Annotated in this window: 17 protein-coding genes; 10 read left to right on the top strand and 7 right to left on the bottom strand. The window is 45.3% G+C overall.

Annotated features, from left to right (window positions below; translation table 11 throughout):
* Positions 1–112: 112 nt before the first annotated feature.
* The 9 genes from L3C95_RS11580 to L3C95_RS11540 all read left to right on the top strand — a co-directional run bounded on the left by L3C95_RS11580 (position 113) and on the right by L3C95_RS11540 (position 9,838).
* On the top strand, positions 113–667 hold the full coding sequence (locus L3C95_RS11580; protein WP_236386054.1) for an RNA polymerase sigma factor: 555 nt from the start codon (positions 113–115) through the stop codon (positions 665–667).
* Complete coding sequence (locus tag L3C95_RS11575) at positions 645–1,304, top strand: hypothetical protein (RefSeq protein WP_236386055.1); 660 nt, start codon at positions 645–647, stop codon at positions 1,302–1,304. The genes L3C95_RS11580 and L3C95_RS11575 overlap by 23 nt, the downstream gene beginning before the upstream one ends.
* Before the next feature lie 8 nt (positions 1,305–1,312).
* Positions 1,313–2,419, top strand: coding sequence for a hypothetical protein (locus tag L3C95_RS11570; protein WP_236386056.1), 1,107 nt, complete (start codon positions 1,313–1,315; stop codon positions 2,417–2,419).
* A 69-nt stretch (positions 2,420–2,488) separates the two neighbouring features.
* Positions 2,489–3,307 (top strand): AraC family transcriptional regulator, encoded by an 819-nt coding sequence (locus tag L3C95_RS11565; RefSeq protein ID WP_236386057.1) that lies wholly within the window; start codon positions 2,489–2,491, stop codon positions 3,305–3,307.
* 95 nt (positions 3,308–3,402) lie between these two features.
* Positions 3,403–3,780, top strand: coding sequence for a VOC family protein (locus tag L3C95_RS11560; RefSeq protein ID WP_236386058.1), 378 nt, complete (start codon positions 3,403–3,405; stop codon positions 3,778–3,780).
* 116 nt (positions 3,781–3,896) lie between these two features.
* Positions 3,897–5,999 carry a GNAT family N-acetyltransferase gene (locus L3C95_RS11555; RefSeq protein WP_236386059.1) on the top strand — a complete coding sequence of 701 codons (2,103 nt, stop codon included), beginning with the start codon at positions 3,897–3,899 and terminating at the stop codon, positions 5,997–5,999.
* Positions 5,971–6,420: an ASCH domain-containing protein gene (locus tag L3C95_RS11550; RefSeq protein WP_236386060.1), complete on the top strand. Its 450-nt coding sequence runs from the start codon at positions 5,971–5,973 to the stop codon at positions 6,418–6,420. Before L3C95_RS11555 ends, L3C95_RS11550 begins: the two co-directional genes overlap by 29 nt.
* A 75-nt stretch (positions 6,421–6,495) precedes the next feature.
* On the top strand, positions 6,496–8,871 hold the full coding sequence (locus tag L3C95_RS11545) for a GAF domain-containing protein (protein ID WP_236386061.1): 2,376 nt from the start codon (positions 6,496–6,498) through the stop codon (positions 8,869–8,871).
* 112 nt (positions 8,872–8,983) lie between these two features.
* Positions 8,984–9,838 carry a helix-turn-helix domain-containing protein gene (locus tag L3C95_RS11540; protein WP_236386062.1) on the top strand — a complete coding sequence of 285 codons (855 nt, stop codon included), beginning with the start codon at positions 8,984–8,986 and terminating at the stop codon, positions 9,836–9,838.
* A gap of 49 nt (positions 9,839–9,887) precedes the next feature.
* Here the strand turns inward: L3C95_RS11540 and L3C95_RS11535 are convergent, their stop codons facing one another.
* The 3 genes from L3C95_RS11535 to L3C95_RS11525 are packed head-to-tail and all read right to left on the bottom strand — an operon-like array spanning position 9,888 to position 12,389.
* Entirely contained in the window at positions 9,888–10,595 is a 708-nt protein-coding gene (locus L3C95_RS11535) for a M17 family peptidase N-terminal domain-containing protein (protein ID WP_236386063.1), read from the bottom strand.
* A 4-nt stretch (positions 10,596–10,599) separates the two neighbouring features.
* Positions 10,600–11,982, bottom strand: a complete 1,383-nt coding sequence (locus tag L3C95_RS11530; protein ID WP_236386064.1) for an alginate export family protein — start codon at positions 11,980–11,982, stop codon at positions 10,600–10,602.
* Positions 11,979–12,389 (bottom strand): OsmC family peroxiredoxin, encoded by a 411-nt coding sequence (locus tag L3C95_RS11525; protein ID WP_236386065.1) that lies wholly within the window; start codon positions 12,387–12,389, stop codon positions 11,979–11,981. The genes L3C95_RS11530 and L3C95_RS11525 overlap by 4 nt, the downstream gene beginning before the upstream one ends.
* A gap of 177 nt (positions 12,390–12,566) precedes the next feature.
* Here L3C95_RS11525 and L3C95_RS11520 point away from each other — a divergent pair, with 177 nt between their 5' ends.
* The gene (locus L3C95_RS11520; RefSeq protein WP_236386066.1) at positions 12,567–14,174 is read left to right on the top strand and encodes a sigma 54-interacting transcriptional regulator; all 1,608 of its coding nucleotides are present in this window, start codon (positions 12,567–12,569) and stop codon (positions 14,172–14,174) included.
* A 90-nt stretch (positions 14,175–14,264) separates the two neighbouring features.
* Here the strand turns inward: L3C95_RS11520 and L3C95_RS11515 are convergent, their stop codons facing one another.
* From L3C95_RS11515 to L3C95_RS11500, 4 genes are all read right to left on the bottom strand, one after another.
* Entirely contained in the window at positions 14,265–14,741 is a 477-nt protein-coding gene (locus L3C95_RS11515; RefSeq protein ID WP_236386067.1) for a Dps family protein, read from the bottom strand.
* Positions 14,742–15,149: 408 nt separating this feature from the next.
* Positions 15,150–16,211: a PLP-dependent aminotransferase family protein gene (locus tag L3C95_RS11510; RefSeq protein ID WP_236386068.1), complete on the bottom strand. Its 1,062-nt coding sequence runs from the start codon at positions 16,209–16,211 to the stop codon at positions 15,150–15,152.
* A gap of 32 nt (positions 16,212–16,243) precedes the next feature.
* Positions 16,244–17,410: an MFS transporter gene (locus L3C95_RS11505; protein WP_236386069.1), complete on the bottom strand. Its 1,167-nt coding sequence runs from the start codon at positions 17,408–17,410 to the stop codon at positions 16,244–16,246.
* Positions 17,411–17,416: 6 nt separating this feature from the next.
* Positions 17,417–18,100, bottom strand: a complete 684-nt coding sequence (locus L3C95_RS11500) for an HAD family hydrolase (protein ID WP_236386070.1) — start codon at positions 18,098–18,100, stop codon at positions 17,417–17,419.
* Positions 18,101–18,107: the final 7 nt, after the last annotated feature.

Genomic DNA, 18,107 nt, shown 5'->3' with positions numbered 1-18,107 from the left:
TATGCATTAAAGATAGTCAAACGCAATAATATCGCCGTCAGGAAAAATTTATTTGACGAGGCAACCCTTTCTCTGTAAACTGCATTTATAGAAATACAAACCCGCTGTTCTCTTGAATATACCGGAACTCATAAAAGAAGCTAAAAAAGGCAGTACGGCGGCCCAGCGATACCTGTTTGACCTGTTGTCAGACAGGATGCTGATGGTATGCCGCCGCTATGTCAGGAATCAGCAGGATGCCGAAGAGCTGTTGCTCGATGGCTTTTATAAGTTCTTTAAGTCCCTGCCGGACCTGCATTACCAGGGAGACGCCGCCCTGCATAACTGGGTGAAGCGGATCATGATCAACGAATGCCTGATGTTCCTGCGCAAGAAGAACGCATTTGTGGTGGTATCAGAACATGTGGCTGAAACAATGGCCCTGGAAGAGGATGTGCTGAACAATCTGTCGGCCGCAGAGATCTTCAACCTGGTGATACAATTACCCGCAGGTTACAGAACGGTATTCAACCTGTATGTCATTGAGGGTATGAATCACGCGGAGATAGCCGCCTTGCTGGGAGTATCAGAAGGCACCTCCAAGTCACAGTTAAGCAAGGCCAAATCCTTATTACAAAAAATGCTCACGCAGCAAAATATTGAGTATGTCAAACGAAAAACACAGTGATAGCTGGATAGGTGAACTGGATGCTCTGGAAGCTTTGCCAGGTGAGGCACCGTTTGATAAAGCGGTGGCATGGGGCCGTTTGCATCAGCGGATGGACGAAAAAAAGACTAAAAAGAGAGTGATCTGGTACTGGGCAGCGGCTTGTTTGCTGCTTGCGTGTGTAACGCTTTTTTTCACGAGACAAGAGCACCAGACGCAGCTCACGCCTCCCGCATCCTATGTTGAGAATCCATATAAAAAGAAAGCAGATAAGGACGACGCGGATATTAAAGAAGTGCCTGTTATCGCAAAGCGCCCGGCTATACTGGTTCAGGAGGATACGTTCGCCAAAAAAATACCGGTTGCCGTCAAAGAAAGGAAACCAACCGCTATTGCTGACGTAATGGCCATACTACCACCAATCATAAAAGCCATTCCTCATCCTGATTCGATACTGGCAGAAACGACAGCAGTTGCGGCAGCACCTAAAAAAATGAGGGTGGTCCACATCAATGATGTAGGTGGTGACGTGATTGGTAATGCCTATGTATATCCTGAACACAAACAATTCAAAATAAGTCTTAGCGGTCCGGCTGGTTTCGCCAGCCAGATAGTGGCCGACAAGAACCAGAAAACAACTTCCTCGCCCAAAAATTAACTAACAACATGAAAACGAACATTTACTTTCTGATGCTCTTACTGAGCATCACCGGGACAGTGCATGCCCAGCAAAATAAACCCGCTGCCAATGAAGACCGGATCTTTGACCTGCCAGCTAATGAGATCAACAAACGTTTTTTCATCGCGCTCGATAAAGGCGATAAAATGCAGATAGAGCTGGTAGATATGAAAGACCTTGCCCGTGTAGGAAATATCGATTCACTGCTGAAGATATTTCTGAAAGATCTGACCCCGCTGAAAGATTCGCTGACCGACGAACTTTCCGTAAAACGCATCGACTATGTAATGGAACCGCCGGCCGCAAAGAAGATCCGTATCAGGCAGGAACGGCCTGCAGGCAAAAGCTTCCTTGTACAGCAGCAGGATGTGGCCGCCCTCAAGCTGGAACAGGATACCGTCCATTTCATCGGTGTAGTGCCCGTTCCCGGCACAAAAACTATCCACCGGTACAGGATCAGTTTCTTCGTGAACCATCTGGATGACCTTACCACCTATGCAGACGGCCGTTTGCAGGCACGCCTGGTCAGCCTCAGGGAAAATGTGTACACTAACTGGGTGAGAGGTGATAACGGCATGATGCATCTGAAAAAAGACTATAACATATCGTCCAAATCATCAGCGGGCTCCATTTACACGCACGGCGACTATCTGGCCTTCACACCATCTGTGGCCATCCAGAACTACAAAAACTACTTTGTACCATCTTTCAGCCTGGGTGTTACCATCATAACAGGCACCATGGGCAACCGTGGAAAAACGCGTGAAATAGGCGCCTACTGGGAACCTGACTTCTTCTTCGGAAAGGACAGTGAGGGCCGGGTGAAAACTTACCGCAACGATTTCCTGACGCTGGTATACGGCGGTGGACCAGGAAGAAAAGAAGTGGAGAAAAAGGAGCCTTACCTGCAGTATGTTTTCTCGGTGAGTTATCTTATCCACCGCAGCGGGGACTATTTTGAAAAGCATACCTTCCGGGCAGGTATAGGACGGATGTCGCTGTTTGAAGGAAAAACAAAAATTGAACCTGTCCTGTACTTTCATGAATTCTTTAAAGGCGTTACGCCCGGTATAAGACTAATACAAAGCTTTTAGTGGTCTGCCTCAAATACGACCGGCTAGCACGAAAACAGAGAATTACGGGAATTCCCGTAATTTTCGCTTATGTATACGAGGAACCTTACACAGCAGCTGGAAATCGACTATGTGATCACCGATAAGTGGCCTATGCCCCTGCATAAGCATACCCACTATGAACTGCTTTATATCATGCGGGGAAAAGGGCAGCATACGATCAACGGGCACGGTTATAACTATGGAAAGGGAGATCTGTTCATTCTTGCCCCACAGGACAGTCACTTCTTTATTTTTCAGGAGAGAACCGCTATCTGCTTTGTAAAGTTTCATGAAGACTTCTTCCATGATTTCCTGCAGGATGCAAGGTTTAAAGCGCTTTTTAACCGGCTGTCCTCACCCTACCGTAAACTGTCTGCAACAAGCAATAATAAACAACAGATCGTACCACTGATGGAACTGATCATCGCGGAACACCGGAAAGAAACAGCTTACCAGCATATTATCATCAAAAATGCATTGTCCCTCATCATGGCGCTCACCGTCAAAGACGAAGGCGAGCATACCGCCACAGCCAAAGACGACAAGATCCAGTCTATCCTCAATTATATTCATCAACATATCGCAGACAAGCACCTGCTTTCTGTTCAAAAAATGGCAGACACCTTCCTCATCAGCAAAAGTTACTTTAACCAGTATTTTAAAAACGCTACCGGCTGCCCCTACAAAAAGTACGTGCAGGAATACGCATTGAAACTGATCGCTCAGCAACTGGTGGAAAGGAATAAAACAGTATCTCAGCTGGCGGAGGAATTCGGATATAGTGATGAGAGCCATCTGAACAGGTCATTCAAGGCCTATTTCAATCAGACGCCTTCTGCGTTTAAGAAACAGCAACAGGCACTTTGACCTATCTTCAGTTTGTACAGGATAATCATTGTTTCGTTCAATTTTCCTGCCTTAGCATCATCTCAACTTTGCAGGACAATTAAAATGCCACGGTTATGCACATTGACCATACAACGCTGCGAACAGATCATCTGGAGGAAACAAGGGATTTTTTCATCCAGGTTTTTAATCTTGTGGAAGGCCCGAGACCTGCGGCTATTGCCAGGGCTATGCCGGGACACTGGCTCTATTGGAAAGATACTCCGCTGGTACATCTTATACCCAGTTCATTTTATCATGACAGAAATGGGAATGCTGCAGCAGAAGCTATTGATCATACCGCTTTTTTTATGGAAGATTATGAGGGATTTAAACAAAGGCTGACCGATCTGAAAATAAAGTTCTCATCTATGGATCTGCCGGATATAGGTCAGCGGCGGATTTTCCTGCGTACGCCAACGGGGATATTGCTGGAGACGGTGTTTAGAGGATAGAAATAATTAATTATGTAAAAGTAATGTTATTGAAAAAGTAGTAAATTAGGGCATTGACTTTCTCCCCATGACCACTAAAAAATGTTCATTTTTTGGTTAATCTTATAAGGTGTTAAATGATTAAGCATATTTTACGAACAGATCCTCTGTTAGAGGAGGTTATTGTCATGGGAAGGAAAAATGCGCGGACATTGGGAATGTTCCCCGATGGGGCATTTTATGAACACGCAGGCAAAAATTGCATTTTGGGTGCAATTGACGCTGACAGGTTGGTAGGATATCTGCTATTTAGAATTATTCGTAGTAATCAGCTAATTTCTATTACTCATTTATGTATTGACAGCAACTACCGAAACAATGGGGTTGCTGGCAGATTAGTTGATTTTCTGAGAGACAAATTTCAATATCAGGTTAAAGGAATTACACTTACTTGCCGGGAGGATTATAAAGCAGCTTCCGGATTTTGGAAAAAGTATGGCTTTAAACCGGTAAGAGAAAAACGCGGGAGAAATAATGATAATAAGTCTCTGATAAAATGGAGATATGATTTCGGAAATAACGATCTATTTTCATCCACATCATTAGAAACGGAGAAAATACAGGCATTGCTTGATTCCAATATAATTATCAAGCTTAGGGACGAACATTCTTCTGAGAACATTGAGGCAATGTCATTGCAGGCTGATTGGCTGGAAGACGAAGTAGAATATTTCTATGCGCAGGAAATTTATAATGAAATAAACCGCGACGCTGACAAAGAACGAGCTGCGAATACAAGGAAGTTTATAGCCGCATTTGAGATGGTGCGTTTCAAACCGCATAAGAGAGATATAATTTTCGAAGAATTAAAGGCTATTATGATAGGTGTATCAGAGAACGATTTATCTGACCGTTTGCAGATGGCTGAATGTATTGCCAGTGGATTAAAGTATTTTATCACAATGGATACTGGCATCCTTGATAAAAGTGAAGAAATTTATAATGCCTATAATGTCAGGATATTGCGCCCATTGGATTTTATTCTTTTCACAGATCATTTACTAAATTCTAAAGACTATGCGACTTACAGGGTGGCAGGGGCGAGGTATGATTATAATAAGATTAGCGTAAATGATATTAACCAACTGGTGGATGTATTTTGGCAGCCAGGCATGAAGGAGAAAAAGCCTCACTTTCATCGCCTTCTTTCGGATATTGCCGTAGATGTGAACAACAATACCGTAAAAATAGTAAAGGATCCTCAGGGGAATTGCCTGGGAATATTTGCGGCGTGTTTACAGAATGATCATGCCCTGATAAGGATAATAAGAACTAGAAAAGGTAAAATTCAGGATGTTTTATTTCAACAGTTGCTATATGATATATGCCAGCTGGCGCTTAAGGAAAAGAAGTATCTGATACGTATTTCTGAGGATAAGCTTACCATTATTCAAAGCGAAATATTGCAGGCATTTGGTTTTGAAAATAAAGGGGACAGCTGGGATAAAATAGTCCTGGAAGGACAGTATCTATTCGATGATGTATTAAGGAATCCTTGGGTAATTGACAACAGTAGAGAACTTAAACATGTCCGGGATCGCGTGGAAAAGATAGATAAAGGTGTTTTGGACGATTTAATGTTGCAGGTGGAGAGAAGGTTATGGCCCCTGAAGTTCGTTGACCCGAACATTCCTACTTATATAATTCCCATAAAATCCCTTTGGGCCTCTCAGTTATTTGACCATTTCGCTAGTAGCCAGAGTTTATTTGGCTCCCGGGCAGAACTAGCATGGAGTAAAGAAAATATCTATTACAGGAGCGTAAAACCTGTATCGGAAAAGGCACCGGCAAGGATCTTGTGGTATGTTAGTGAAGACCCCTTTTCTGCCATAGATCGGAATGGAGGGATAGTCGCATGTTCTTATATGGATGAGGTTTATACAGGAGAGGCGAAGAGTTTGTACCAAAGATTCAAAAACTTTGGTATTTACGAATGGTCGGATATCATTAAAATGACCGGAGGAAATGCTTATAAGGAAATTAAAGCTATCCGGTTTAGTGACACGGAAGTATTTAAAAAGGTTATATCTTTCAAAAAAATATGTGCTGTGATGGAAAAATGTGGTCGACTTCCCAACTCTTTCGCTAGTCCCGTGGAAGTCAGCAAAGAGGTATTTAACGAAATTTATAAGCTTAGTCAACAGTCGACACATGAGCAAAGTAATGCTGATATCAATTAAGCCGGAATTCGCAGAGAAGATTTTTAATGGAGAGAAATCAATTGAACTACGCAAGGCAACACCCAGTGTTGAGCCAGGAGATATGGTGATAGTATATTGTACCTTACCCGTTAAAGCTGTAATAGGTTACTGTCGCGTGGAAAAGATTCTTAAGATGGCACCACAACAATTATGGCTTGAACATCAGAGTCGTCTTGGTATCGATGAAAAACGTTTCCAGGAATATTATAGAAATGTAAATACCGCAGTGGGTATCTCATTAAGGGAGATTTGCAGGCTGAATGATGATATAAGTCTGGATACGATTAAGCAAAGATTTCCGCGGTTTAGTCCTCCCCAGACATTCCGGTATTACGATAATCAGGTATTTGAACAATATCTGGACTTACAAGGCAAAGAAAGAGAACAGTCCTGTGCCTGACGGTTGACCCCGATACACGCTTGAATTTAGCGATGTTCCCTAAATTTGTATCAAACGCTCCAAGAGATCTACGCCATGAAAAAGAACATACTGGACCTTTCCGGCAACAAAGGCCTTCCTTTACCGCTGGACGCGGCCATTTCCTTTAATCCCTTCATCGACTATCTGCGCAGGCGGGTAGCAGGAGAGAAAACGGCCAAGGCTGGTATATATAAGAATGCACTGGCATTGTTTGAAAAGCATAATGTGCAGAATCTTGACCTTACGCTTGAGAACATTCATGAATACGAAGAGTTGCTGGAACAGATGTATGTCTGCCTGTCCCCGCCACTGGCAGATGAAAATGAGGTGGCCTGGGGACTTGGCTTCCCTTTCCAGCCGGTTATTTTTTACGGTACTGCAATGTTGTTCGAGTTAATGCATGGAACAGTAGCGGATCAGGATAAGTATGTAGTGACCAAAACACCCGAACAGTACCATCAGAACAGATTACAGCTGGTGTATTCTTTCATCTTACAGCGGCTGTACAATTTCCGTATTCCCGTACCGGTAGAGCAATACCATGCAGGTGTGAATACCGAAACAGGACTGTTGCAATATTTTGCCGTGCATATCAATACTGATTTCCTGCAGGTAGAGCCTGTCGGCGAACTGCCAACCCCCGACTTTACAGAGTTGTCTGTACGTCTGGCCGAAGAGGAAGGATATGGCGTCTTTGAAAAGATGATGCCCCTATCGATGTTCCGGTTCAGAGGCATAACGATGGTGACAATATCAGATGTTACTGCCGAGAAGGCTGTTGAGAATATAGAAAGTGTCAGACTAGCCAGAACGCCGGATAATGATGAGACCAGCTATCAGCATGTGATCCAGTCCCTGAAAACAATAGTAAGAAATAAGACGATAGAATTTGATCTGTTTCCATTGGTAACGGTGAACAATGAACCCGTATACGGATATCGGAAAGGTGGAACAGGTATCCTGTTCGATGTATGGGGCGAGCGCTTGTCGCCGGAGGTTTTCCGTAAACAGGCAAAAGGTTATTTCTCGAATCCGAACTCTTTTTTCTCTAAAGATATTTTTGGTCCGAAAGAAATAGAGATCCCTTTCCTGGATCATTTCCGGAAACTGAAGGTCAGGTCTCTTGCTTTGCTGCCGGTGTTTTACAACCGTCAGCCGGTAGGAGTAGTGGCCATGCATACATGGGAGAATAATACTTTTGATGAAACAGTCGTTTCATTGCTGGAGCCTGCATTGGCGGCGTTGGGAAGCCTGATGCAGGTTTATATTGACGAATTTAATCTTGAGATAGAAAATATCATCAAAGAGAAATTTACCTCTATACAACCATCAGTACAGTGGAAATTTAATGAGGTGGCCTGGCACTATCTGCATGACAGAAAACGAGGCCTGCCCGAAAAGGCAGAAACGATCCATTTCAATGATGTATTTCCGCTATATGGCGCCGTGGATATCCGGAACTCCACTCTTGAAAGGAATAAAGCCATTATATCCGACCTGGATAGCCATCTGAGCCTGCTCATGAACACCTTAACTGCTTTGCAGCTGCAACATCAGTCTGTATTGCAGGAAGAGATGATCTATAAATGCAGTAAATGGAAAGAAGTACTGAAACAGGAACAGCTGAATGGCAGCGACGAGAATAAACTGGTGACCTTCTTCAAGGAAGAGACAACACCTTACCTGACGCATCTGTCAAAGCATAACGGTAATAATGAACTGCTGACAGGTTATATGCTGGCACTGGAAAAGTTCAATAGCAATGTATATGGCAACAAACATGCGCTGGAACTGTCCATGCAGATGATCAATAATGTGGTCAATAACTATTTTGAATCAGAGAAAGACCAGCTGCAAAGATCCTACCCCTGCTACTTTGAAAAGTTCAGGACAGACGGAGTGGAATACGATATCTATATCGGACAGGCGTTTGCTCCCAATCATCCATTCAATCACTTCCACCTGAAGAACCTGCGCTTATGGCAATTGTCTTCTATGGCAGCAGTGGCACAGCTGACTGCTGCTTTACTGCCGGAAATGCCTATTCCATTGCGTACCACACAGCTGATCTTCGTACACAATCATACGATCGATATCAGCTTCAGGGCCGATGAAAGAAAGTTTGATGTGGAGGGGGCCTATAATATCCGGTACCAGATGATTAAAAAGAGGATCGATAAGGTACATATTCATCATTCCGAAGAACGGTTGACGCAGCCGGATAAGATCGTGCTGATCTACTTCGACCGCAAGGACATTGAAGACTACCTTCCCTTTATTCATTACCTGCAGGAAAAAGGAACCCTGAACGACGATCTGGAAGAACTTGAACTGGAAGACCTCCAGGGATTGGCAGGATTGAGGGCACTCAGGGTAGGTGTCACCCCCGGTAATTTTGACGAGATGTCGAAAGTAAGGCTCACTAATTAGCGAAATGTCGCCATAATTTTTGGGCTGGATATTTGTCTAAATGACTGATTCTTATTCGTTTATGCAGATGGCATCCATCTTGCCTAATATAGCTGAATCAAACTCGTCAGTCATGAGCCACAACGAAGCAAAATTACCCGGACCCCGGATTGAAATCTATACCCTCGGATCGGCCGCCGCTAATATGCTTGATGGCCGGCAGGCCTTTAAACTGGAAAATGTCGAGATCCTGTGGTGCAAACATGGCGCCGGTATAATAGAGGCTGATGGGAAGAGCAATGCGGTAAGCGGACAACAGATCTACTGTTTTCTTCCCGGCCAATTGAGGAAATTTCAACTCGATCATTCCGCCAGCGGCTATTATCTTTCTTTCCCGCCCGACTCTCTTTATCTGGCCCCTAATCTCAAGGAGATGATGTCCTCTTTTGAAGAATCTATCCTCAACATGCAGTTACTGAGTTTCCGGGCCGACGAGTCTATGCAGGAAGAACTGGAGGAAATGGTCAGGAAAATGAAACGCGAGTGTGAGAATAATCTGTGGATGCGTTCTGAAGTATTATCTGGCCTGCTCAATGTGTTCATGATCTATCTTTCCAGGGAACTGGGAATGGTAGGAAATACACTGGTAGTATCAAGAGAAGGAGAGATTGCGAGAAAGTTTATGACAATGCTGAAACAGCAATTCGTCACCAGGAAAAAAGTAGCCGACTACGCAGATGCTTTAAGCGTTACACCTAATTACCTCAATTCCGCCGTAAAGAAAGTAACAGGCTTCACTGCCAGCTATCAGATCCACAAACTGATCATCCTGGAAGCAAAACGCCGCATGCTGTATTCTGACTGTAGCCTGAAAGAGATCGCGTTTGACCTGGGGTTTGACAACCAGGCGCATTTCAGTAAATTTTTTAAATCCAAGACCGGCATGAACTTCACCCGGTTTAAACACAGCCTGGTAGAGACTGTGTAAGATCTGCTCCGGAAGAAGCTGTATGCCGTTTCTTCCGGAATAAGATCTCTTATTGCGCATATGCTGCCAGTGCTGTTTTAACGGCTGCTGATGACGGTGCATAGAAAGCAGGGCCGGACAATAACGTCAACTTTACCAGTGGCTTGAACCTCGCCATCTTTTTCCCTTTCAGATGTAACTGTGTGTTGTACGCATCCAGCGCTCCTTTCACCACATTCTCCGCTACCTCGGCTGTAGGAGAATCAATACCTGCATCTTTAATATCGCTGGCATGTGAGTAAGCGCTTACGCCCAGTCGTAATGCTTCTCTCATACCGATACTACCTACCGTATACATGATATCTGCATTGAACGTATTTCTGTTGCCAAGTCCTACGAGCAACAACTGCTTTGCAGGAATAGTGCCCGGAGGAGGCGTGATAAGCAATGTTTCAAATGCATGTCCTGTAAACTTGCCACTCTTGCGCAATTCAGTAATGATGCCGTGTAATGCTTCGTCGAGGTGTAACATACCATTCAATTGCGCCGGCAGGGCAGGAGGATTGGTGATATCGCCTTCTGTATATTCGAACACACAGGCGATCTGCAGCGGAGTGACCTGTGCCGAAGGACTCTGAACCTTTACTTCTACCGCAATACCGGCGGCTTTACCCGCAATACCGGACGTCCCGATAGCTGGCAGGTCCTGCGCCTGCATGGTTGCAGCAAATAGTAGAAAGAAGCATAATCCCGCCAGGTTTGTTTTTAATGTTTTCATGTGATCAGAACTTAAATGATAACTGTGTATTGATAAAAAAGGAATTAACGGAAGAGGTGAGCTGCTGATCAATGAAGGCCCCTGTATCAAAGTATTGAGCGCCGCAACTCAGTTTGATGAACTTACTGAACACATATTCTGCACTGAGCAGATAAGCGGTACCTATATACTTTTCGTCAGATCCTGCACCCGGTACATTAAAGGAACCACTGGGCCTGTAAATACCATCGCCCGTAGCATAACGCCAGTTGAGCACTACATCTGCCTGCGCAGAGAACCGCTCGCTGAAAGTCAGCGTACCATAAGGATGAAGGTCTATCAGGTTGGCAGGCCCTATGCGCGGATTGAACCCGAAATACCCTCCCTTCGGATACATGGGGTTGAAGGTGCCCAGGCGGCCATCCCCCGGCTTTTTATCGCCGGAGATGTAATCATTGCGCAGGTTAATGGAGGGTTTATACAATGTATTTTCAAAGGAATAACCAATGTCAATAGCGGTAGTCCAGGCGCTGATATGACCATCGCCGAAGGAGCCGAACTGATAGGCGGATTCGAGGTTGTAGATAAAACCGCCACCATATTTCCAATACCGGACAGCCACCGTATGCCGTGTTTCGTTCGCGGTGCCTTCTTCAAAGGTGGCGCCATCTTTATGATACCCCAGGTAATACATATCGAGGTTTCCCTGCCCGGGAATGATCACATAGGAATATGCTCCCCACAGATTGATTTCATGCGTTGGTTGATTATCGAAGACACCCGGATTTATTTCGTCATCCATCATGGCAAAGACATCTGCACCAAAGGAAGGTGCATTGTACATGATCTTTCCTCCGGTAAAATATTTGCGTACGTTCGTGCCCTCCCGCACAGATATCAGTCTGCCGGTACCATAGTCCAGTTCCTGCCTGCCTGCTCTGACGGTAACAGACCGTTTCTCTTTTTCCCATGTTTTGAGCCGTACATCAACAAAGAGATTTTGCACGTTCAACTCGTCTTTATTCACCGGAGGGGGATCCAGTTTACTGAGACTTTCCAACGCACTGCTCAGCTGTGCAAACACCCTGACTGATGGCCCGAGGTGGAGGTCTGCATGCAGATTGTAACGCTGTAATAAAACGTGATTGTTTCCTTCACCATTTTTCTGCCAGTCTTCATGACTCGTGGCAGCATATTCATAACGGGCTTCACCACCAAAGGAAATGTAATAATGGTCTTTATGGAAGAGCGGAAAGTATTTGATCTTACTATGCCAGTTCCGGGAACTGTCTTTATTGAGATAGGAATAATCTTCATTGTAACGCAGCAGTTTGAACTGCTGTGCTGCCAGCGGTTGCAGCCGCAGGCAAAAAGAAACGATAAAAAGAAATATGATCTTATTATTCATGTCAGTTCGTATTCTACCCGGACCCGTGCCTTCAGTACCATACTCAGAGGACTGTTAGCCTCCGCATCTTTGATACAGGATTCGAATAATGCTTTACTTATTTTAGGAACATCAGCTTTTACGATCAGATGTGACTCTGTAATGGCGCCGTTAATAAGACTTACATAAGAAGTTGTTCTGATGATGTTGGGTACATACCCCGCCTCTCCTAATACAAAACTGAGTTTCATAGTGTAACAGCTTGCATGCGCTGCTGCCAGCAGCTCTTCGGGATTAGTGCCGGGAGCGTCGCCAAAACGGCTGTCAAAAGAATACAATTGCTCATCCAGCGTATTACTTTCAGTTGTGAGTACGCCGTTCCCTTCCTTCCCGGGGCCAGACCATACAGCAGTAGCGTGATGTTTCATAAAGCATGATAGATTTAATTGATGTATGATGTCGGGTTGATTGTCTTAACAACGTTCTGTTATCAAAGGTATCTGAAAGAAGCAGATTGCCAGATCAACAAATCATGACAAGTGTTGTACATTTCCAATAAAGCAGAAATAAGTAATTTTGATCCGGAGCACTTCTAATTACAGGCCATGGCGAAATCAACTCATAAAACAACTGCTCACACTTCGGATCAGCAGGAAGCGCTGGAAAAGAAGATACGGCAGCAGGAGATCTTACTCTCGCTGAGTGCAGAGATCATCCGTATAAAAAATAAACCGGGTCTGATGTCAATGATCAGGGAGACACTTGGTCAGTTGTTTGCCTTCTCGCATGCCACTGTTACCCTGATCTGTGAGGATAGAAAACACTGGAAAACATTCCTGGTGGACAGTCAGTCCACCGCTCAGCACCACAGGCAATACAAAGACCTGATCACTCTTACCTATCCTATACAGGATGGAGTATATAACAAGGTGCTGGAAACGGAAGGTAGTGTCGTATTTGATCTGGATGAACTGGTGGCCGCCGGTAATGCGCCTTCACATATTGTTATTCAGCATGAAGCCGGCATTAAGGAAATAGCCGCCATCACACTTATCTGCGATAATATACAACTGGGAGTGCTTTCATTTTATGCCAAAACACATGGGGCATTTACCAGGGATGCCAGAGACATTATGGAGCAGATCGTGGGGCAGGTATCACTGGCTGTAGCAAACATCCAGCAGATGGAAGAGATCAACCGGTATAAGCAGCAACTGGAGGAAGAAAACCATTATTTCAAAGAGGCTAGTGCTACCGGATACACTTACAGCGATATTATCGGGACAGGTGAAGCTATGCAGAAAATGTTCCATCTGTTGGGACAGGTGGCCTATGCTAACAGTACGGTGCTGATCCTGGGCGAAACAGGCACCGGCAAGGAGTTGGTAGCCCGTGCCATCCACAACTCTTCTCCCAGGAAAGATAAGTTAATGGTAAAGGTGAATTGTGCCGCTATGCCAGCCAGCCTGATAGAGAGTGAACTGTTCGGACATGAAAAAGGCAGTTTTACCGGTGCTACAGAACGCCGCATCGGAAAATTTGAGCTGGCCAGTAAAGGCACCTTGTTCCTCGATGAAATAGGAGAGATGCCGGTAGATCTGCAGGTAAAACTGCTAAGAGCTATCCAGGAGAAGGAGATTGAACGGATAGGGGGTAAAGGCCCGATTAAGGTAGATGTCCGCATTATTGCAGCTACGAACCGTAATCTGAAAAAAGAAGTAGCGGAAGGCCGTTTCCGGGAAGATCTGTTCTATCGGCTGAATGTATTTCCCATTACCCTTCCTCCACTCCGCGAACGGAAGGAAGACATTCCTGCACTGGCCAATCACTTCGTAGGAAAATATTCAAGGAACGCAGGCCGTAAGGAAATGAGCATTTCCAGCAAGGCGATGAAAGAGCTGATGAGTTATGACTGGCCGGGCAATGTCAGGGAACTGGAACATCTGCTCGAAAGAAGTGTGCTGCTCACAAACGGCAATGTTATCAGGGAAATAGATCTGCCTGTGATCTATAAGAATACTGTGAAGGAAGAAAAAGACTATACTAAAACACTGGCGGAAATGGAACGGGAATATATTGTCGAAGTATTGAAAAGATGTAATGGTAAAGTGTTTGGACCTGGTGGCGCTGCAGAAGTACTGGGGCTACGTGTATCTACTTTAAATTCCAGGATAAAGAAATTAGGTATCAAAAAGGAAACGCTGATATCCTGATCAGCATTTACATACATAACTGCTAGTATATAAATGAGAATCCCGCAGCATGCAGCCGCGGGATTCCTTTTATAGAGAGTAGGTTGGTAATTATTTGCGGTAGTGCGCACGTAACATCCAGGCCATTTTCTCATGCGTTTCCATCAGTCCTGTGATAAAATCACTGGTGCCTGCATCTTTATAAGTATTTGCAAATGCATCAACGTTACCCCTCAGGAACTCGATAATACTTTCGTGATCTCCCAGTAACTCTTTAATGAAGCCCAGGCTATCATTGGTCCTTTCGCTGTATTCGGTCAGGTGGGTCAGTTCCAGGAATCTTTTCAGTGTAGCCGGCGGGTAGTGACCGATAGCACGGATCCTTTCAGCTACGCTATCCATGATCTCATCCAGCTCTTCGTACTGTGACTCAAAGAACAGGTGCATGGAGTGAAAATCGGGTCCTTCTACATTCCAGTGTGCGTTACGGGTCTTAGTATAAAGTAAGAACTCGTCAGCCAGTAATTTAGCCAGTTGGTCAGCCACATGCTGTCTGTTTGCTTCTGTAATACCAATATTCGTATTCATATATCGCTTGTTTAATGCTGCTAAGGTAGAACATTCTTATTGCTTTAAATTCTTCCGGCAATAATTAACACATCATTTACAGTAAAGTCTACAACAGCAAAAAGCTTCAGAGCCATAGTAAGGAAACGCTATAAACAGGATAGGGGACGGCGCGAGTAGCTACAGTAAAGCCTACAACAGCAAAAAGTTTCAGGGCCATAGTAAGGAAACGATATAAACAGTCATAGGGAGAGCGAAAGTAGCACCCGGTTTCAGATGGGAATGTCGGGCCTTCGGCTCTCCGTCGATACGACAAGTGCTGCCCAATCGGTATGCAAACCCTATTCGCTTGACAACGCCAAATCGACATCCAGAGAGGCGCCGACCGACATCCCATACTGAAACCGGAGCTACTTAGCGTTGAATAATTTATCCGATCAGCTGTTTGATAATCTCCAACCCCTCTGTCACCCTGTTCATATCCCGTTCAGCCCCCATCGCTATCCTGATATACTCGCCTGCATTAACACCCGGTGCGGCAAAGATAGTACCCGGCATAACTTCCACTCCTTTCTTCAACAGCGATGCATATAGGAACGCAGCCGTAATACCACCCGGCAGTTTCAGCCAGCAGTGAAAACCATTGTCATGTCCGTATACCTCATACCCCGAAAGCACCGCTCTTGTTTTTACCTGCCTGCTGTTACCTTCAATACGTTTTTCCCGGATCAGGTTTTCCAGTTCTCCACTGGTAATAGCTGCCGACACAAACCTGGTAAAGAAAGTGGAAGGATTGCTGGAAGTCAGTTTCAGCATCATGATGATTTGATCCCGGTATTGTTCGGGAGCCGCAATGAATGTTACCTTAACATCCGGCGCAAAAGGTTTGGACAGGCTGTAAATGTACCAGCCAAGATCAGGCGCCAGTTGTGCGAAGTTGGCAGGAGGATTGTCTTCCAGGAAACCATAGGCATCATCATCAATGATGATCTGTCCGTGTTTACGGGCAATATCGATCAGTTCCAGGCGGCGTTCCAAAGGCATAACGACACCAGTAGGGTTGTTGATGGTAGGCATAATATAGATGGCCTTCACATTGTGCTGTGCCGTGGCTGCTTCCAGTGCCGATGGTAACATCCCTTTTTCATCGGTTTTGCAGCCGATCAGCTGTATATTCAGCAGTCGGGCAATGGTCAGAAAATTGGAATAGGTAAACTCATCCACCGCTATGGCCTTTCCCTGCAAAGAAGCAGCTAATAGTGACACGATAATAGCCTGATGACCGGAAATGGCCATGAATATACGATCTTCACTAACAGCGGGTCCCTTACGCGAAATCCATCCGGCCGCCACCTGCCTGTCTTCCTGGTTGCCGGCGGCGGGTTTGATGGTAAACCACTCATTGTACGTTGAGTAATGCCTGTCAGTAATGGGTTTAAATACGGCCTGCTGGTCGGCAAGTACCGGGTAATTTGAACTTAGCGATATCATGGAGCTGAGGATTTGGACCGCCAAAAATACAACTATTTCTCTTCAGAGATCTTACCTGCCTGTGAAGCCAGTAAGGTAATACCTGAACCCAGCACTGCGATGATGGCAAAAGACCAGCGCAGGTCTGTGGCTTCGGAAATGAAACCGATCATCGGAGGCCCCAGCAGGAAACCCAGGAATCCGACCGTAGATACTGCGGCAATGGCAACACCGGGGGCCAGTGTTTTAGACTTACCCGCCAACGCCAGCACCAGCGGTACTACAGAAGATACGCCGATGCCCACCAGGAGAAATCCAATAGTGGCAGTGACAAGGAAGGGAAAACAGATCGCCAGCAATAAACCGGAGGTGGTTAGCATACCACTGATCTGTAATACTTTTTTTGCACCCAGTCTTGTAACAAAGCGGTCGGCAATGAACCTGCCGCCGGCCATGGTGCTCATGAAGGCAATATATCCTGCAGTAGTGAGGTGTTCAGGTACCTGCACTGTCTTCTGGAAATAGATACCGCTCCAGTCGAACATGGTACCTTCTGTTACCAGGCTGCAGAATGCGATCAATCCGAGTTTAAGAATGCTGCTGTCTGGTTTGGCAAAGATGGGTTGTGAACTGTCGGAAACTTCATCCGCCGGCAAAAGGTATCGATAGAAGATCAACACCAATGCCCAGCAGATGATACAGATGAAAATGAAATGTTGTAACACCGGCAGCTCCATGTTGATAGCGATAGTGCCGAGCCCTACCCCGGCAAAACCTGCTAAACTCCACAGACCGTGGAAAGAAGCCATAATGGACCTGCCATATAATGCCTCAATTCCAACAGCCTGTGTGTTCATGGATATTTCAAAAACATTATTCATAAAGCCAAAACAGAACAATAGTATCACTAACTGCCATATATCTGAAGCCAGCCCGATCGCAGAAAGCATGAGGGGGAATAACAATCCGGCGCTGATCAGCACTTTCCGGCTACCCAGACGGGTAACCAGCCAGCCCGATACCGGCAGACTTACCATCAGGCCGATAGGCAGGGCAAACAGTACACCTCCCAGTGCGGCATTGTTCAGCCGGAAGATGGCCTTAATGTCATGTATCCTGCAGGCCCAGCTGGCGTAGGTCAGTCCGGCGATGAAAAAGAATACGCTTGTTGCAATACGGTGAGACCGCTTCAGGTTAAGATGGACAGTCAGATCTTTCATAAATCGTTACGAGGTTAAGGTCATAAGGCCAATATGCTGCTCCAGTTCGTCATAGTCCGAGATCTTGATGATGTCGTTGATGTGGGCCAGCTTCTTGTTGTCAATACCGATAAACTTTATGCCAAGTTGCAGCGTGGCCTGGTAGTCCCAGTTGCCATCACCGACATATATAATATCTGACAGCTCGGGCGACTCATTATGCCGCTTGTTCATCTTATTGATGGTATGGCTGATAATATCCCGTCTTGCAAAAGCATCCTGTGCAAATGAAGCCGCACTGCAGTCTTCAATATTAATGCCGGCACACTGCAATTTAAACAAGGCAGATTGTTTCCATCCACCGGTAGCGAGACCTATGCGCAGATCTTCATTACGGGCCAGTGTGCTGATGATCTTTCCTGCTTTGGGGATTTCCCGGAAATGACTGGCTTGTTTTTCATAAGCGGCTTCCAGTAATGTGCAGAAGCAATCAATGAAGTTCTCTATCTCCGTAACGGTGCACGGACGGTTCCTGCGCTCAAGCGATAACTGGTTGAGGATACCGGAGTCGGTGGTGTTCTCGTAATGTCCGTAATTGGTATTAAAGTCGGAAAAATTGAAAGTAGCGGCAATGGCCTTAGTAAAACAGAGATCGTCTATCTCTGTCGTATTGGTCAATGTGCCATCTATATCAAAAATAATGTACTTCATAAAAGCA

The organism is Chitinophaga filiformis (assembly GCF_021646545.1).
In the GTDB taxonomy this organism is placed as follows: Bacteria; Bacteroidota; Bacteroidia; order Chitinophagales; family Chitinophagaceae; genus Chitinophaga; species Chitinophaga filiformis_A.
This window is presented reverse-complemented; position numbering and strand designations above follow the sequence as displayed.

Coding starts and splice junctions, on each gene's coding strand:
- L3C95_RS11575 (WP_236386055.1), top strand. CDS start 645: ATGTCAAACGAAAAACACAGTGATAGCTGGATAGGTGAACTGGATGCT.
- L3C95_RS11570 (WP_236386056.1), top strand. CDS start 1,313: ATGAAAACGAACATTTACTTTCTGATGCTCTTACTGAGCATCACCGGG.
- L3C95_RS11565 (WP_236386057.1), top strand. CDS start 2,489: ATGTATACGAGGAACCTTACACAGCAGCTGGAAATCGACTATGTGATC.
- L3C95_RS11560 (WP_236386058.1), top strand. CDS start 3,403: ATGCACATTGACCATACAACGCTGCGAACAGATCATCTGGAGGAAACA.
- L3C95_RS11555 (WP_236386059.1), top strand. CDS start 3,897: ATGATTAAGCATATTTTACGAACAGATCCTCTGTTAGAGGAGGTTATT.
- L3C95_RS11550 (WP_236386060.1), top strand. CDS start 5,971: ATGAGCAAAGTAATGCTGATATCAATTAAGCCGGAATTCGCAGAGAAG.
- L3C95_RS11545 (WP_236386061.1), top strand. CDS start 6,496: ATGAAAAAGAACATACTGGACCTTTCCGGCAACAAAGGCCTTCCTTTA.
- L3C95_RS11540 (WP_236386062.1), top strand. CDS start 8,984: ATGAGCCACAACGAAGCAAAATTACCCGGACCCCGGATTGAAATCTAT.
- L3C95_RS11535 (WP_236386063.1), bottom strand. CDS start 10,595: ATGAAAACATTAAAAACAAACCTGGCGGGATTATGCTTCTTTCTACTA.
- L3C95_RS11530 (WP_236386064.1), bottom strand. CDS start 11,982: ATGAATAATAAGATCATATTTCTTTTTATCGTTTCTTTTTGCCTGCGG.
- L3C95_RS11525 (WP_236386065.1), bottom strand. CDS start 12,389: ATGAAACATCACGCTACTGCTGTATGGTCTGGCCCCGGGAAGGAAGGG.
- L3C95_RS11520 (WP_236386066.1), top strand. CDS start 12,567: ATGGCGAAATCAACTCATAAAACAACTGCTCACACTTCGGATCAGCAG.
- L3C95_RS11515 (WP_236386067.1), bottom strand. CDS start 14,741: ATGAATACGAATATTGGTATTACAGAAGCAAACAGACAGCATGTGGCT.
- L3C95_RS11510 (WP_236386068.1), bottom strand. CDS start 16,211: ATGATATCGCTAAGTTCAAATTACCCGGTACTTGCCGACCAGCAGGCC.
- L3C95_RS11505 (WP_236386069.1), bottom strand. CDS start 17,410: ATGAAAGATCTGACTGTCCATCTTAACCTGAAGCGGTCTCACCGTATT.
- L3C95_RS11500 (WP_236386070.1), bottom strand. CDS start 18,100: ATGAAGTACATTATTTTTGATATAGATGGCACATTGACCAATACGACA.